The organism is Bartonella sp. M0192, assembly GCF_016102305.1.
GTDB classification, from domain to species: domain Bacteria; phylum Pseudomonadota; class Alphaproteobacteria; order Rhizobiales; family Rhizobiaceae; genus Bartonella; species Bartonella apihabitans.
Window position 1 is genome coordinate 1,938,831 of sequence record NZ_JACFOU010000001.1, and the last position, 15,254, is coordinate 1,954,084.

15 protein-coding genes and 1 other RNA gene are annotated in these 15,254 nt (G+C 44.4%); 9 read left to right on the plus strand and 7 right to left on the minus strand.

The window, feature by feature from the left end; translation table 11 throughout:
• Positions 1 to 34 precede the first annotated feature (34 nt).
• Complete coding sequence (locus H3S82_RS08510; protein ID WP_198233136.1) at positions 35 to 676, plus strand: hypothetical protein; 642 nt, start codon at positions 35 to 37, stop codon at positions 674 to 676.
• A gap of 751 nt (positions 677 to 1,427) precedes the next feature.
• On the opposite strand, the gene H3S82_RS08515 is transcribed toward H3S82_RS08510, so the two are convergent.
• Both H3S82_RS08515 and H3S82_RS08520 read right to left on the minus strand, forming a co-directional pair.
• Complete coding sequence (locus tag H3S82_RS08515; RefSeq protein ID WP_370541283.1) at positions 1,428 to 2,351, minus strand: PhzF family phenazine biosynthesis protein; 924 nt, start codon at positions 2,349 to 2,351, stop codon at positions 1,428 to 1,430.
• Between the two features lie 207 nt (positions 2,352 to 2,558).
• Positions 2,559 to 3,053 (minus strand): DUF992 domain-containing protein, encoded by a 495-nt coding sequence (locus H3S82_RS08520; protein WP_198233138.1) that lies wholly within the window; start codon positions 3,051 to 3,053, stop codon positions 2,559 to 2,561.
• 175 nt (positions 3,054 to 3,228) lie between these two features.
• Between H3S82_RS08520 and H3S82_RS11415 the strand changes: the two genes are divergently transcribed.
• Positions 3,229 to 3,570, plus strand: a complete 342-nt coding sequence (locus H3S82_RS11415; RefSeq protein WP_078039689.1) for a BA14K family protein — start codon at positions 3,229 to 3,231, stop codon at positions 3,568 to 3,570.
• 545 nt (positions 3,571 to 4,115) lie between these two features.
• Here H3S82_RS11415 and ilvC read toward each other — a convergent pair.
• The 4 genes from ilvC to H3S82_RS08545 all read right to left on the minus strand — a co-directional run bounded on the left by ilvC (position 4,116) and on the right by H3S82_RS08545 (position 8,766).
• A complete protein-coding gene (gene ilvC / locus H3S82_RS08530) occupies positions 4,116 to 5,135 on the minus strand; it encodes a ketol-acid reductoisomerase (RefSeq protein ID WP_198233139.1) in 1,020 nt (339 codons plus the stop codon).
• 11 nt (positions 5,136 to 5,146) lie between these two features.
• Positions 5,147 to 5,806 carry a TetR/AcrR family transcriptional regulator gene (locus H3S82_RS08535; RefSeq protein ID WP_198233153.1) on the minus strand — a complete coding sequence of 220 codons (660 nt, stop codon included), beginning with the start codon at positions 5,804 to 5,806 and terminating at the stop codon, positions 5,147 to 5,149.
• 195 nt (positions 5,807 to 6,001) lie between these two features.
• On the minus strand, positions 6,002 to 7,927 hold the full coding sequence (locus H3S82_RS08540) for a potassium transporter Kup (RefSeq protein ID WP_198233140.1): 1,926 nt from the start codon (positions 7,925 to 7,927) through the stop codon (positions 6,002 to 6,004).
• A 101-nt stretch (positions 7,928 to 8,028) separates the two neighbouring features.
• Positions 8,029 to 8,766: a pyridoxine 5'-phosphate synthase gene (locus H3S82_RS08545; RefSeq protein ID WP_198233141.1), complete on the minus strand. Its 738-nt coding sequence runs from the start codon at positions 8,764 to 8,766 to the stop codon at positions 8,029 to 8,031.
• 105 nt (positions 8,767 to 8,871) lie between these two features.
• Here H3S82_RS08545 and H3S82_RS08550 point away from each other — a divergent pair, with 105 nt between their 5' ends.
• The gene (locus H3S82_RS08550) at positions 8,872 to 9,267 is read left to right on the plus strand and encodes an STAS/SEC14 domain-containing protein (protein WP_198224319.1); all 396 of its coding nucleotides are present in this window, start codon (positions 8,872 to 8,874) and stop codon (positions 9,265 to 9,267) included.
• 688 nt (positions 9,268 to 9,955) lie between these two features.
• Positions 9,956 to 11,299: a dicarboxylate/amino acid:cation symporter gene (locus H3S82_RS08555; RefSeq protein ID WP_198233142.1), complete on the plus strand. Its 1,344-nt coding sequence runs from the start codon at positions 9,956 to 9,958 to the stop codon at positions 11,297 to 11,299.
• A gap of 317 nt (positions 11,300 to 11,616) precedes the next feature.
• Here H3S82_RS08555 and H3S82_RS08560 read toward each other — a convergent pair whose 3' ends face one another.
• Positions 11,617 to 11,922 (minus strand): DUF2853 family protein, encoded by a 306-nt coding sequence (locus H3S82_RS08560; protein ID WP_198233143.1) that lies wholly within the window; start codon positions 11,920 to 11,922, stop codon positions 11,617 to 11,619.
• 180 nt (positions 11,923 to 12,102) lie between these two features.
• Here H3S82_RS08560 and ssrA point away from each other — a divergent pair.
• The 5 genes from ssrA to H3S82_RS08585 all read left to right on the plus strand — a co-directional run bounded on the left by ssrA (position 12,103) and on the right by H3S82_RS08585 (position 15,197).
• Positions 12,103 to 12,472, plus strand: a transfer-messenger RNA (tmRNA) gene (ssrA, locus tag H3S82_RS08565).
• A 285-nt stretch (positions 12,473 to 12,757) separates the two neighbouring features.
• Entirely contained in the window at positions 12,758 to 13,339 is a 582-nt protein-coding gene (locus H3S82_RS08570) for an SspB family protein (RefSeq protein WP_198224313.1), read from the plus strand.
• Between the two features lie 11 nt (positions 13,340 to 13,350).
• Positions 13,351 to 13,542 carry a DUF4169 family protein gene (locus H3S82_RS08575; RefSeq protein WP_077971934.1) on the plus strand — a complete coding sequence of 64 codons (192 nt, stop codon included), beginning with the start codon at positions 13,351 to 13,353 and terminating at the stop codon, positions 13,540 to 13,542.
• A complete protein-coding gene (locus H3S82_RS08580) occupies positions 13,532 to 13,798 on the plus strand; it encodes a ribbon-helix-helix domain-containing protein (RefSeq protein WP_198233144.1) in 267 nt (88 codons plus the stop codon). Before H3S82_RS08575 ends, H3S82_RS08580 begins: the two co-directional genes overlap by 11 nt.
• 292 nt (positions 13,799 to 14,090) lie before the next feature.
• Positions 14,091 to 15,197 (plus strand): serine/threonine protein kinase, encoded by a 1,107-nt coding sequence (locus H3S82_RS08585; protein WP_198233145.1) that lies wholly within the window; start codon positions 14,091 to 14,093, stop codon positions 15,195 to 15,197.
• Positions 15,198 to 15,254: the final 57 nt, after the last annotated feature.

A 15,254-nucleotide genomic window follows, 5' to 3' on the forward strand; every position in this document is an offset into this window, starting at 1 on the left:
GGCTTAAGTTGCCTTCAATTTATGGAGTACAGTTATGATTAATTCTGTATTTAATAATGGCCGTATGTCAGGTGCAGAAACGGCTTTACATTTGCTGAAGTCCAACGAGACCAATCAATTCAATAGCGACACTAAGGGTTCAAGAGGTATATCACCGACCGTTGCCACTTCTGGCAACACTCCTCTTTCTGCGTCTTCATCTGATGCAATATCCAGAATTCAAGAACTTATCGCAGGCAAAATCGATGTTAATGCTGTTCAGACTGGTTCTGTTTATCATGATACCATGACAAGCATTGCTGAATCTTTAAGGAATGGATCGTCTGTTTCTGCTGATGGAACAATTACAGCAAATCCCAACATGACCGATGATGAATTGAAGGAATTATTCACTCAAGTTATGAAAAGCCATATCGCTCAAGGTAAAATTACTGAGCCCGGGTTAGTCGAAGCTATCCAATCCGGTAAATTTGAAATTGTCCTTGAAGGCGATATGACTGGTAACCCGATATTTAAACGAGGTAGTTTTAAAGTTGTCGGGGATGGATATGGCTTTATCAGTGATAAAGCTTGGAGATCAGAGGCTGATAATGAGGCAATCAATGCTTTTCATGCTTCTGGTAAACGCGTCATCGAATCTGGAATTGGACCAATGCGCTTCGGGATTATTTTTTAAATAATCTATTCTGACCTAACATATTATCGAAGGAAATAAGAAAAAATACTTATCGCTTTTGGTGCATTAACTGCTGTTTGTGCTTTTTCAGATGCGTTATATCGGGCGATTGGTCCTCTGCGGTTTCACTGTGAAAGGCGACTTCCATAATGATTGCCCGCCGGGAGGAGCGACCTCCTGGATTAAATTGCTTGAATTAAGTCTTTGCGCCGCGGGGTGTTAAACTTCATATACCGCTGATTTGCTGCAATTCAACGCGGTTCACTTTCAGAGAAAAATACGCCGCGCGGCTTGGTTGACCGCATTGCTGCCAATGCTGGCTGAAACCAACTTGTGTTTTTACCTTCCCTTCAAGCTCGAGTTGGAATGAGGGTCTTTTTCACCACTTGTTCATGATCAGCTTTTCAAGGTACTTATTAAGTTGCCAAACATGCTTTTCTACAAAATTCTGGCAGAATACTTCTTGAATTTTGCGAAGGTCAGAAAACATTGGTTTATCATTTCATGGTTTTCGAGATAAATTTACAAGATAGTTCACCAACAGTGTGGTGAGATATTATATTTTTTTATGATTATTCTATCATCGTAACCAAAGCGGGATATTAAAACCATACATTGCTAAGGATTTTCGGTAACTGAAAATAATGGTTTTTGAAAACAGCTTTTCGAAAAGCTGAAAAGCTGAAAGCAGTTTCAAGTGAAAGAATGTTTGCTCGCCCGCTATGATCACGGCAGGAAAGCCGGAAAATGTTCAAGGGAATATATGACCTTCGGCATATTTGACAGCCTTGCCGCCAATGCGTGCAGAAACGAGTTTTCCGTTTTCGACATACCATTCGAGACGGATTTTCGACACACGATTCATCTCCATTCCCTGCTCGAGCCAAATATTTTTCTTGCCATCCAATGGGTTATCAAAATGCTGGACAACACCACAAAATGCAGATGCTGCCGAGCCGGTTGCGGCATCTTCCGAACCATCCGGACGGAACATACGAACATGAAAGGCACTCCGGAACAACTGCGTTTCCCGGCTATAGAGGTAAAATGACGGTGTCTTTACGTTAAGCTTGTCGAAGTTCTCCATAATATAAACGGGATCAGGCGATGCACTGGCAACAGTTTTGAGATTGCGCAAAGGCACAAAAAAGAATGGAACACCCGCTGTCCAAAGCGAGGGAACATGATTTTCAAAGCCTATTTCCTTACTTTCAAGCCCGAATACTGCTGCAAAAATTTCTTTCGGTGTATCCATCGGAAGTTGTTCGGGGAGTTTTGGCAGATCGAATTCGGCAAAAGCGACTTTTTCACTCAAATCAACCACTGCACGGATAATTCCGACTTTCTCCTCAAGAATAATAAGTGAATCATTACGGCAATTGTTTTTTATATTTTTCCGTGCGAGGGATATGGCGGCGCCGACAGTCGGATGACCGGCAAATGACATTTCTCCATCCGGTTTGAAAATTCGCAAATTGGCGACGTGTTTTTCATCTTTCGGCGGATTGACGAAAACAGTTTCCGACAAATTGAATTCACGCGCGATAGACTGCATTTGCTGATCGGTCAAACCGTCTGCTTCATGCACAATTGCTACAGGATTGCCCGAGAGAACCATGTCACTGAATACGTCGTAAACTTCAAAAAAACGGCCATGATACGCCACGGTAGCAATTCCCCTTTTGCGACAAAGTTCATTTAATATAAAACTTTTCCTCTCTATGCTTATGATGAAACAAGCCGATATGTAAAGTTTCATTATGCTAAAAATAAAAGGACACAGCCTTGAGGCTGCATCCTTTCTGTTAAAACGTCTCGTCTCTCAACAAACAATTGTGTCGAAAAGTTTTATTCTTTTCGCCAGATATGACGTTTTCAAAAATTATTTGTTATCAGCGCTCAAAGTCAATTTCGAAACGCCAATAGCAATATTGGCTCCCTCATGAGCTTCTACACTCACTGGTTGCAAAGAAAACGCTTTGTTATCGCCAACAAGTATGTTGGCTCCACCACCAACACCGGCAGCAGCGTCGACACTGACCCCCTCATATTTACCCACGAGAATTCCGGACTTGTATGCGTCTTTACTTGCCGCCATGACCATCCACGACAATTGTCCGGCACCTGCTTTACCAATATCTATGCCGAGCTGTTCGATTTTGCCGACATATTTGTCTGTCTCGGCGCCTTTATCATTCGGCTGGAAAACACAGGTGAGCTTTTCTGTCGCTTTGAATATATGTCCCTCGGCGCCCTGCCCGGTACAGACAAGCACTCCGATTGTGACTTTGTCATCTGCAAATGCTCCGGAGGCGCTCAAACAAGCGCTCCCGACCACGACCCCGGCAATAACAATATTTCTCAAAAAATGTGACATTATATTTGATCCTTCTCTACTAACCATTCCAAATTTGGCGTATATTAAAAAAATTACAAGTTGCCTGAAGAGAAGTTTTGAAGAGTATCATTGAATTCTTATAACTTACGATACGAAACGTGATCGTTATGATTCAATTTATTCAGAATTCTTTAAGGTTTTAACGAGGAAGGCCATGATTTTCCGGTTAGCTAAATTATTTGTTATACCTTTGTTCTTATCCACAACACTCGCAATAAACGCCGGTGCAGTCGAGTTAAACAGTCCTTTGGCTCCCATAACCCGCCCGCAAAATGCCCCACTTCCTCACTCGAATTATGGAGTTCCAAAACCTAACCGTAATTATAAACCGGAGCTGACGCATCCTTCCGGCCCCACATATAAACTGGATACCGGCCCTGATATAAATCATCAGCAATGGTGTAGCGATCGTTATAAAAGCTATCGTTCGTCGGATGATACCTATATAGATAGGGGCGGCGTTCGCCAGACTTGCAAGTCACCTTTTCCGAAATAAATCATTTTTATAATCGGGACGCGCTTTGATGTGCGATCGATCTGGTGGTCGGTCGTTTATCTACCAGTCGGACACGATGATCGTTATCATAATCAATGATGTTTTTTTCGTCTGCACAGTTCGACTAAACGGCAGTTGCAAATGATATGCGCTATGTTGTCTGCACTTACCCCTCTTTTAGATAGTAATCGGAAAAATCTTTCGTCGCAGTCAACCGCGCTTTTCGGGGTTTTGCTCCAACCATTGGCTTGTCGGTTATATCAAGTAAAAAAAGGCCGTTAAACATTATTGAAGGTTTTTATGTGATCATCAAACCGGATAATCTTTGGCCGGCCCGACAAAGCAATAACCGGAGGTTTCTTGAAGCCGATAATGAAACACGAAATGGTTTAAAAAGAAACATGACGCCGCAGCGCTTTAGCCCTGCGCGTTGATCGTGAGTTGCAGGCCGATTATCGCAATTGGTGATTTTATATATGATATTAAAAGAAAAAGGGCTGACATTGTCAGCCCTTCTTCAGAATTTGGACTACAAAAACGCGCGATTAGTTGCGTGTTTTATCAACCAATGCGTTTGCTTTGATCCACGGCATCATCTCGCGCAATTTGCCACCGATTTGTTCAAGCTGATGTCCGTCATTAATGCGACGGATTGCTTTGAAGCGAACAGCACCGGATTTATATTCCTGCATCCAGTTGGAGCAGAATGTACCGTCCTGAATGTCCTTCAAAACACGCTTCATATTAGCCTTGACTTCATCGTTGATGATACGCGGACCACTGACATATTCACCCCATTCGGCGGTGTTGGAAATTGAATAGTTCATATTGGCAATGCCACCTTCATAGATGAGGTCAACAATGAGCTTCATCTCGTGGCAGCATTCAAAGTAAGCCATTTCCGGAGCATAACCGGCTTCAACCAGAGTTTCGAAACCCGAACGGATAAGGTTGACAAGACCACCGCAAAGAACAACCTGTTCACCAAAAAGATCGGTTTCGGTTTCTTCCTTGAATGTTGTTTCAATAACGCCAGAGCGACCGGCACCAATTCCGCAAGCGTAAGAGAGCGCCAGATCATGCGCATTGCCTGTAGCGTCGTGACCAACAGCAATAAGGCTTGGAACACCGCCGCCGCGCTGATATTCGCTGCGCACTGTATGACCGGGACCTTTAGGAGCAATCATAATGACATCCACTGTCTTTTTCGGTTCGATCAAACCGAAGTGAATGTTCAGACCATGAGCAAATGCAATTGCTGCGCCGTCGCGCAAATTGTTGGCAATCTGTTCTTTAAAAATGTCGGCTTGCAATTCGTCGGGGGTAACCATCATAATCAGGTCAGCCCACTTGGCTGCTTCGGCAACGGTCACAACTTCGAATCCATCTGCCTGAGCTTTTTTAGCTGTTGCAGAGCCCGGACGAAGAGCAATTTTGATTTCCTTCACACCGGAATCTTTCAGGTTTAATGCATGGGCGCGGCCTTGCGAGCCATAGCCGATAACACCGACTTTTTTGGATTTTATCAGGTTTACATCTGCATCACGATCATAATAAACACGCATAGAAAACTCCCTTAAATTTGCGTTTCATCTGTTTTATTCATATTTTTATGCCCGAAAAGAGCAAAAAATTGCCTTGTCGCTGTGCGCGCTTCGCGAATGATTTCTTCATCATCCATGTGAAAATCGTCACCCAGCAATTTACGTATCTGGACATCACGAACAACAAGTCCGAAAAAGGTCCGGAATGCATTATCGAGGTTGTCCACTTGCAAAAGTCCGCAATCGCGACCGATTTCCAAAATCGGTTTCAGGCGACGCGCCATTGCGTAAGGCCCACGATAAAGCACAATATTACCGAGATTGTTTTTGTCCGTACCGGCCTGACTGACTGCAAGCCGGTTAAGCGCAATCGAAGTTGGCGAGGTCAAAACCATCAACCAATCGCGCGCAAAATGTTCAAGACTGTTAAAAAGTGTTTGTTCATCAACCGCTTCACGACTGATCGGCACTGCGCGAACTCTTGACGCCTGCCACTCGACCATTGCTTCAAGAAATGTATTGCGATCGCCGAACCACTTGTAAAGTGTTTCTTTCGAGCAACTCGCCGCCTGCGCGACTTTCGACATTGTTAATGCCAAATGGTCTTTGACAAGCAATTGTAATGCCGCGTCCAGAACGTCTTTCTGACGATCTGTCAAATTATTGACCAGAGCATTTGTCGACTGTTGCATGTTCGCTATTTTCATTTCTTTTGCGTACCGTACCGTACGGTTCGTAACCATGCTACGAGAAATCGGCAATATCAAGTATTATTTTCAGTAAAAATTTCTTTTTTGTTTTGAATGAGATTTGTCAGGATAATTTTACCGGCTTTGTCACGTTTCGGGTCGTGAACAAAGCCGGTAGAAAACAGCAAGTTTTTTCTTTCAAACGGTAATCTGGGTGCCGATTTCTACAACCCGACCGGTTGGAATCTGGAAATATTCGGTTGCATCGGCGGCGGTTCTGGCAAGGAAAATATAGAATTTATCTTGCCACATCGGCATATCGGATTTGGCCGCAGGTTTGATCGAACGACGGGACACAAAAAACGATGTCGTCATAATATCGAATTTCCAGCCGAGTTTTCGACATATTGCCAAAGCCTTCGGAATGTTTGGCTGTTCCATGTAACCGAACGTCAAAGTCACTTGCATGAAACGTTCATTGAATTGGGAAACACGGGCGCGATCCACCGAAGGTACACGTGGTGTTGAAGCCGTATTCACCGTCAAGATCACATTGTTTTCATGCAAAACTTTATAATGTTTGAGGCTGTGCATCAAAGCACTGGGTGCGCTTTTCGGATCGCTTGTCAAAAAGACCGCTGTTCCCGGTACAATGATTGGCGGCTTTTCCGCCATTTTATTAACAATCAGATCAAGCGGTACCTCGGCCTTGCGGGTTTTCTTGAACAAATGACGGCTGCCCCGAACCCATGTCCACATAACGAGCACAACACTAAAGGCAAGCCCCACCGATACCCAGCCGCCATCATGGATTTTAATGAGATTGGCACTGAAGAACAGAAGATCAAGACAGAGAAACGCCAGTGTCGGCACGAGACATAAAGCAAGGCTCCATTTCCAGATGCGTTTCATAACAATGAAAAGCAAAGATGTTGTCACAATCATGTTGCCGGTAACCGAAATGCCGTAAGCGGCTGCCAGATTGGACGATTTTTCAAAGCCGATCACAAGACAAATAACAATCACCGCAAGAAGCAGATTAACCCGCGGCATATAGATTTGACCGAGATTTTTTTCCGATGTGTGCAAAATTTCAAGACGCGGCAAAATATTGAGCTGAACAGCCTGACGTGCCATGGAAAAAGCACCCGTTATAACAGCTTGGGAAGCGATCACTGTTGCCATAGTTGCAAGCACAATCATCGGAATGAGCGACCATTCCGGCAACATTTGATAAAACGGATTAATTGTGTTGCGCCCGTGAGAAAGAATAAAGGCCCCCTGCCCCAAATAATTGAGGACGAGGCATGGAAATACTATCCAGAGCCATGCTGCAACGATTGGCCGGCGTCCGAAATGGCCAAGATCGGCATAAAGTGCTTCAGCGCCGGTCACCGCCAAAAATACCGCTCCAACTGCCGCAAAGGATGTCGCCGGATTGCTGATAATATAGGAAACGGCATACCAGGGAAATAATGATTTCAGAATCGTCAGATCATCAAATATATGGAAAAGTCCGAAACCGCCTAAAGCCAGAAACCAGACCAGCGTTATCGGCCCGAAAACAATTGCGACCTTGCCCGTGCCAAATCGTTGCACGGCAAAAAGTGCCACCAGAATAATAAGTGTGAGCGGCACAATAAAAGGCTCAAGATCGGGAGCGACAACCTCCATACCTTCAACTGCAGACAACACTGAGACAGCGGGTGTAATAACGGCATCACCGAAAAACAGAGATGCGCCGAGAATCCCGATTCCCAATGCCCAACCACCTTTTCTACGAAAGGTCGAGCGCGCGAGCGCCATAAGGGAGAGAATGCCGCCTTCCCCGTTGTTGTCGGCGCGCAAAACAAACACAACATATTTGATTGTAACAATAAGCAATAAAGCCCAGAATATCAGGGAAATTACGCCATAAACGTCATATTTCAAAATGTCATGGTTTCCTGCACCGGCGCGTAAGGCTTCGCGGAAAGCATAAATCGGACTGGTACCGATATCGCCATAGACAACACCGATAGCGCCAATCAAAAGGAGTAAAAAACTCTCTTTCGAATGGTCATTATTTTCATCAGCTGTCGTGAGATCGTCGCTCACAGCGTCAATATCTTGAGGCTCCGCCATAGCGCAATCCTTTCAGCCGAAATTTCAATTGTGTTAAAGAGATCAAAAACGGGCAAAAGATTACCCGAACTATTTAATTCAGTTGACACCCGATCGGGCAGTTAAATGGCCAACGCCCTTTTGAACCTTAGAACGGTTTCCCTCATTCCATGTTCCAAAGCATCTGCAATAAGTCCATGGCCGATCGAAACTTCATAAAGCCATGGCACGTTTTTGACAAGGGGGGCGAGGTTGGGCACTGTCAAATCATGCCCCGCATTGACAAGAAGCCCCAATTGTTTTGCCTTTTCAGCAACAAGTGTCACCGCTTCGAGTGCGAGCAACTGTTTTTTATCACTGTCATAGGCATCACCATAAGGACCGGTATAAATCTCGATACCGTCAGCACCGAGCGCTTTTGCTCTATCAAGGCCGTCAATCACCGGATTTACAAATAAAATCACGCGAATCGAGCGATCTTTCAGCCGTTTGACAATCGGCTCCAAAAACGCACTATCCTTTGCAAAATTCCAGCCGTGATCGGAGGTCGATTGGTCAGGAGTGTCGGGCACCAATGTTATCTGGTTAGCATAAGTTTCAGCCAAATCGAGAAAGGCGTCGTCAGGATATCCTTCAATATTGAATTCCCGATTTGGAAATTCATCGTCAATCAAACGGCGTATATCGGGAAGATCTGTGAATCTGATATGGCGCTGGTCAGGACGGGGATGGACAGTAATGCCGTCAGCACCGGCATCAAGCGCTACGCGTCCCATCCCGACAACATTTGGCCAAGGCAAATTCCTGCGGTTGCGCAACACCGCGATGGCGTTAAGATTAACCGAAAGTTTTATTGTCATCGACAGCACCTATCAAGTCCGCTTAAAATCTGTAGTATTGAAAACTTCAAACGTTATACAAAGTTCTACATATAACTTAATTCAGCCACAAGAAAGGGCAAAAGCATGTTACCCGAAGATACAATACCGGTGATCTCCAAGATCAAAACCAACCGCGCCGGTGCAATCGGTTTTTCCGTTAACGGTGTGCTTGCTTCTTCCGATGTGGAAAATCTCTATGGACTTTTTGAAGCGGAAGCGGAAGGGCAAAATCATATTGATATGATTGTCATTTTTAAAGAATATGACGGAATTGATTGGGAAAGTCTCTTTAACGAAGACACAGCCAAAATCAGAGCCGAAGCTTTCAAAAAACTGAGGCGTTATGCCATTGTCGGCGGCCCCTCCTGGCTCAATCTTGCGATTGAGTTTTTCCGGCCTTTCGGACGTATCGAAACAAAATGGTTTGCTTCCGAAAATATTGATAAAGCCTGGGACTATATCGGGGCAAAACCTGTTTGATCATATCAACTATTCAACTTTCACATTGTTTTTAACGGGCAGTATAAAAAGCTTTGTCCATGACAAAATGCAACCGCAACATGCTTTCCCAAACCGGATTTCTAATATTATCAGCAAGAAACACGGCAAAAGACTCAACCGGATCAATATCAATAGCCAACCGGATATAGCTTCAAAAGAACCGGCATTTGTCTAAAGACAACAGATGACAGAATTGTTGTTCTCACCGTTTGTTTATAGCCGAAGCAAAGCTGTCTCATCATTTAAAATAACCGGTGGTTCCTGTTTTTTTACAAACCCGGCTTTAACGGAGTTGGATAGCGTCGTTTTATAACCATGTTTGCCGATATTCGAATCCGGTTAAAACCGGAGCTTGAAGTCTTCCGTCCGATTGAAACTTTTGCCGCTACAAAGAATGGCCAAATAGAATAGCTGCCGCTACGGCACGCCCCGTTTTCTAAATCGGTTGTTGATAAGCTCAAAAAAAGAACGGTTTTTTCTGACAATTTCTGTGCGTTTTTATCAAAATTATCAATATTTAAGGTTATTTTCCGTTCAAATAAACTTGCAGACCAATAGTCTCTTGGCATATGACTTGCGAGACTTTATTGTAGAAGTCGACCGGGCGGTGGCCGAGGAGCCGCCGATGCAACATGAGTAATAGCACGGTCGATCAGAGGGAGGCTTCATGGCTTACAAAATTGAACAAATGAAACAACCACGACCCCATCGTGCGCTCTATAAAGTACTTTATGTACAAGTGATATTCGCGATTATCTGTGGTATTTTGCTCGGATATTTTTATCCTGATGTCGGTGCATCATTGAAGCCGCTTGGCGATGCCTTCATCAAATTGGTCAAGATGATTATCGCACCGGTTATCTTTTTGACCATTGTAAGCGGTATTGCCGGTATGAGCGACTTGAAAAAAGTCGGACGGGTCGCCGGTAAATGCATGCTTTATTTTATCACCTTTTCAACTCTGGCTTTGATTGTCGGTTTGATCATCGGAAATGTGTTGGAACCGGGTGCCGGAATGCACATCGATCCGGCTTCACTCGACACCGCTGCGGTCAAAGTTTACGCTGAAAAAGCCCATGATGCATCAATCGTCAAATTCCTGATGAACATCATTCCTTCCACTGTGGTTTCGGCTTTTGCAGAAGGTGACATTCTTCAGGTACTGTTCTTTTCGATATTGTTCGGTATTGCTTTGGGATCAGTTGGTGAACGTGGCCGTCCTATTCTGGATTTCATCCATGCTCTTTCCACACCGATTTTCAAATTGGTAGCCATTCTCATGAAAGCAGCTCCTATCGGCGCTTTCGGTGCAATGGCTTTCACAATCGGCAAATACGGTATTGGTTCGGTCGTCAACCTGTTCTTCCTTGTCGCAACCTTCTATATCACGTCGATTTTGTTTGTTGTCGTCATTCTCGGGGGTGTCTGCTGGTATAACGGTATTTCGATTTTCAGAGTGATTCGCTACATCAAGGATGAATTACTACTGGTTCTCGGTACTTCCTCTTCCGAAGCAGCTTTACCGACCTTGATGGAAAAGATGGAAAATGCGGGAGCAAAAAAATCGGTCGTTGGTCTGGTTATTCCGACAGGCTATTCATTCAACCTCGACGGTACCAACATTTATATGACATTGGCTACTTTGTTCATCGCACAAGCTTTGGATATTAATCTCACCCTCGAGCATCAAATCCTTATTCTTGTTGTGGCGATGATCTCCTCAAAAGGTGCTGCCGGTGTGACCGGTGCCGGTTTTATTACGCTCGCTGCTACACTTGGCGCCGTTCCGGCTATTCCTGTTGCCGGTATGGCAATTATTCTCGGTATCGACCGTTTCATGTCGGAATGTCGTGCATTGACCAATCTCGTTGGTAATGCGGTTGCGTGTATTGTGGTTGCGCGTTGGGAAAACGAGCTTGACACAGTTCAACTTCACAAGGTTCTAGGCGGACATGAACATCAACATGGTCATCACCATGTTGAAGAACCGAAAAGTGAAGAAGCCAAATAACAATAATATTTGGTTTACTAGATTAGACACTATGCCGATTAAAAGCCCCTCTTTCCGGGGCTTTTATTTTTTGGTAATCTCCAATAACCCACGCCCAGATTACGCCGCGAACGAGCTACCCCAAACGCCGATCAAGCCACATCCCGATCAAAACAAATAAAAGAGAATGTCGGGTAGATTGGTCTATTCTGGTAAATTCTATAAACGCTCGGGCAAGCAAGCTATCTATCCGGCTTAACCGGGTTTTCTGCGGCCGACTTTTTTGGCTCGCACTTGTCTGATTTTGCAAGGGCTTGTCATATCCTGACTTGCGCTTGTCAGATCTTGCCTAAAAGCCCCAATTCTTTGGCAACAAAATAATAAAATGTCACCCGATTCTTCATATGTTCCGTTTTTAGTAATTCAGCAGTCTTTTTCACTGCTAGTTTGCTCTTTTGCGCATCTGCACCAAGCTGTTCTTCTGCCCATTTTTCTACCCGTTGAAGCTCTTTCTGATCGCTTACAGCAACCTCGGCAGCATCGCGTTTTTGCAAAGTAAGTGACAAACGGTTCTCTAGCCGTTTAACCGCATCCTCGTCAGGATTTGCGTCATATTTTTTTATTTGCTCCAAATGGTTTTTCATTGCTTTCAGGCTCCTATCGGAAAAATTGGTGATATTTTTTAAAACGACCGGTTAATGATCTTCCGTTAAACCCGTTTCGGACTTTATGCCCCCGAGAAAATCAGTGTCAGAGCCGGACAGGTCCGGTATTTTTTTGATCTCTACCAAGTAGAAAATAGAGCGCGAAAAAGTTAAACAACCCCCCTTTTCTCTTTACCCTGATTTACCTATATTGGGCTTGCTGGCTTGCCAGCTATGGTAATAAATGGACAGTGTAATAAACCCATTGGACCCGGGGGCGGTACCCGGCGCCTCCACCACAACCAAAACGGCTCACGCTTTGTAGCTGTTTTTGTTATGAAGGGGGCGAAACAGGATCGACAAGGGCGTAAAGATTGCTCTTTTACCCGGCATTGTACCACCGTTATCGGGCTACTTAAGTAGTTGCAAATGACAACTATGCGGAAGCTCGTCTCGCTGCTTAATTGCGGCGCGAACGCTTCAAATTAAGTCTTGGACCTTCGCCGGTCCAAGCGGGGTTCGGAGGCACCTGGCAACAGAAGCCTTCACTATCTGTCTGTAAGCGTTCTCTCTATTGGTTTTATTGGTAAAAATTTACTGCTCTTTTTTCTCTTAGGGGGCCTTGAATTGGTGCGGGAAGCCATTCCTGAAGATTCTTGTTTTAGTCAAAAACAAAGCCGGAACACCCGAAAAACCCAAAAGACATTGTCATACAGAAATTCAATAAAATTTTTGAGGAGATTTTGATTGCCTCATTGCATAAAGACCGTCTACATTGCATTAGAGATGATTGCCAAGTTTGGATAAAATACATCGGAGAAGGAACAGGTTTTCAATGGTTCATGATCAGATCCGTTATGACATTCTCGTTCAGGACGCTTTACGGAGTGTTATTCGCAAAGTTTTGTCTGAAGTAGCAAAAGCCGGCCTTCCGGGTGACCATCATTTTTTCATTACGTTTCTGACGAACGCTCCGGGCGTGAAAATCTCCTCACGTCTCAAAGAACGTTATCCCGATCAAATGACAATTGTTTTGCAACACCAGTTTTGGGATTTGAACGTTTCCGAAAGCGGCTTTGAAGTCAGTCTTTCTTTCGGCGATGTTCCCGAACGTCTGGTTATACCGTTTTCTGCTGTTCAGGTATTCTATGATCCTACGGCTGCTTTCGAAGCGGCTTTCGATCTCGCCTCCGATCTTCCCAAAAGCGATAATGACAGTCCGGACGTGAAGACACTTGCAAAAGAGACCGAGGGTGGCGAGCTTACCATTCTTGCAGACAAGAAAGACAAGAAAAAATCTGCTGTAAAATTGAAGTCACATTCAAAGACAGAAAATGAAAAAGACGGTCAACAAACGCCAAAAGAAAAGAAACCGTCGGCAGATGTTGTCTCGCTTGATGCTTTTCGCAAGAAATAAGGCGTTTTTTCATGGCTGATCTGGTCAATTTAAGGCAATTTCGCAAACAGAAAAAACGTCAGAATGACGAAACAAAAGCAAGCGAAAACCGAGTCATTTTCGGCCGCACCAAAGTCGAGCGCAATTTCGAAGAGAAGCAAAAGAAAAAAACCGTAAGTTTTCTTGATTTGAGAAAAATTCGGCACGACGAAGATGAAGGATGAAATTCTGTCTTCAATCGCTGCACTAGACTGGCAAAAAGCACAATCGAAAAAGATTTCGGTACGCATTGACGGTCATGCAACAAGTATTTCGCTCGAAGAAGCCTATATCAACATTTTGTTGCGCGAAGCGGAAGCTCAGGGACTATCCTTTGCCAGCCTTGTTACATGTGTTGATGAGGCAAGACCGGCGGGAGTCAACCTTTCAGCCTCCTTACGCCTTTTTGCACTCGAATTGGCGCAACATTCCAAAACATGACAAAGCAGCCTCGTATCAGGCTATGATTACTTGAAATAACAAACCGGATTAAACCTTTAAGAGCCGGTTATGCTCGTCAATAAAAGAAGGTCAATCGGGATATTATCTTTGTCCATCTTTGGATAATCTGCCTCCGATTTGACACAAGTGTCTCATGAACAAATGGCAAAGAATGCAATTTTCTGTAAAAAATTGAAAATAATAGTTATTTCCTCTATTTTCTCCTTTATAATTTTACCCGATTTGAACAAACGGACTTGATAGAAGAGAGCCAACCGTCTAACTCAACACTATGGAACATTTTGCCGATTCAGACAGCGCTTTGCCACCTTTGAAAGACCCACAATTTTTAACAGAATTTGTGGCCTTGATGGTTTTGAAACGCGATGTTTTTTCGGAAACGCGGGTTGGCTATTTTGCTGATGATCCGCATAAACGCGTTATCCGCCGCATTGTTACGGCAGCTCCCAGATGGTCTCGCCCGCTTGCCTGGATATTGGCAAGAAGAGAAATACGGGCATTAAAGAAGGTGCGCGGGCTTGACGGTGTGCCACAGCTTATTGCTGTTGATAAAGACGGGCTTTATCGCTCGTGGAGTGAAGGAACGCCATTACATCTGGCGCGCCCGAACAAACCCGAATTTTATTTGAGTGCATTCAAAATACTTCGTAATTTGCGCCGCATGGGCATTACCCATAACGATCTTGCAAAGCCGCAAAACTGGCTGATGACAAGCGACGGGAAAGCTTCGATCATTGATTTCCAGTTGGCAAGCGTGCATAAACGCCGCGGTGCTCTCTATCGCTATTTTGCTTATGAAGATTTCCGCCATCTCATAAAACAAAAAAGAAGTTTTGCACCCGAATTACTGACACCGACAGAAAAGCGGATATTGAAAAACCGCTCCTGGCCGTCACGTCTATGGTTAGCGACCGGAAAACGTGTCTATAATTTTATTACCAAAGACATGTTCAAATGGTCGGATGGAGATGGAACAGGTGACCGCGTCCAACATCAGGGACCGGTCATTCGCAATCTTTTGAAAGACAATCCCGATATTGGCGATATTGCCATCGCAACCTATTCGCTTCCGGCAAAGGGTGTAGGGCTTTATGTTTTTGTCGAATCCGACAAACTTGACGAAAAAGCCGTTCGCGACCTTCTGAAAGGACAGAAAATCGAGTCTCTACAAGTTGTGCATCAACTGCCCAAGCGCGAAGACGGCTCCATTCGTGATGACATTATAAAACTCGTTGCCATGAACGAACTCAATGATCTTGTCGCCTTGATCAGACGCGAGCCGAATTTGAAACCGGTTGTTGCGCCAATCATAGACAACCGGAAAAATTTGACTGACCGGCGTGTCTATCAATATGAAGCACAGCGCAAAAAAAAGTGATTTTCCGTTCATTTTCGTGTAAAAGCGTCAAGTCTAGCCTAGCAGAAAATATCTTGA

Coding starts and splice junctions, on each gene's coding strand:
- H3S82_RS08580 (WP_198233144.1), top strand. CDS start 13,532: ATGAAGGATGAAATTCTGTCTTCAATCGCTGCACTAGACTGGCAAAAA.
- ilvC (WP_198233139.1), bottom strand. CDS start 5,135: ATGCGTGTTTATTATGATCGTGATGCAGATGTAAACCTGATAAAATCC.
- H3S82_RS11415 (WP_078039689.1), top strand. CDS start 3,229: ATGATTTTCCGGTTAGCTAAATTATTTGTTATACCTTTGTTCTTATCC.
- H3S82_RS08540 (WP_198233140.1), bottom strand. CDS start 7,927: ATGGCGGAGCCTCAAGATATTGACGCTGTGAGCGACGATCTCACGACA.
- H3S82_RS08575 (WP_077971934.1), top strand. CDS start 13,351: ATGGCTGATCTGGTCAATTTAAGGCAATTTCGCAAACAGAAAAAACGT.
- H3S82_RS08555 (WP_198233142.1), top strand. CDS start 9,956: ATGGCTTACAAAATTGAACAAATGAAACAACCACGACCCCATCGTGCG.
- H3S82_RS08570 (WP_198224313.1), top strand. CDS start 12,758: ATGGTTCATGATCAGATCCGTTATGACATTCTCGTTCAGGACGCTTTA.
- H3S82_RS08550 (WP_198224319.1), top strand. CDS start 8,872: ATGTTACCCGAAGATACAATACCGGTGATCTCCAAGATCAAAACCAAC.
- H3S82_RS08520 (WP_198233138.1), bottom strand. CDS start 3,053: ATGTCACATTTTTTGAGAAATATTGTTATTGCCGGGGTCGTGGTCGGG.
- H3S82_RS08585 (WP_198233145.1), top strand. CDS start 14,091: ATGGAACATTTTGCCGATTCAGACAGCGCTTTGCCACCTTTGAAAGAC.
- H3S82_RS08545 (WP_198233141.1), bottom strand. CDS start 8,766: ATGACAATAAAACTTTCGGTTAATCTTAACGCCATCGCGGTGTTGCGC.
- H3S82_RS08510 (WP_198233136.1), top strand. CDS start 35: ATGATTAATTCTGTATTTAATAATGGCCGTATGTCAGGTGCAGAAACG.
- H3S82_RS08560 (WP_198233143.1), bottom strand. CDS start 11,922: ATGAAAAACCATTTGGAGCAAATAAAAAAATATGACGCAAATCCTGAC.
- H3S82_RS08535 (WP_198233153.1), bottom strand. CDS start 5,806: ATGCAACAGTCGACAAATGCTCTGGTCAATAATTTGACAGATCGTCAG.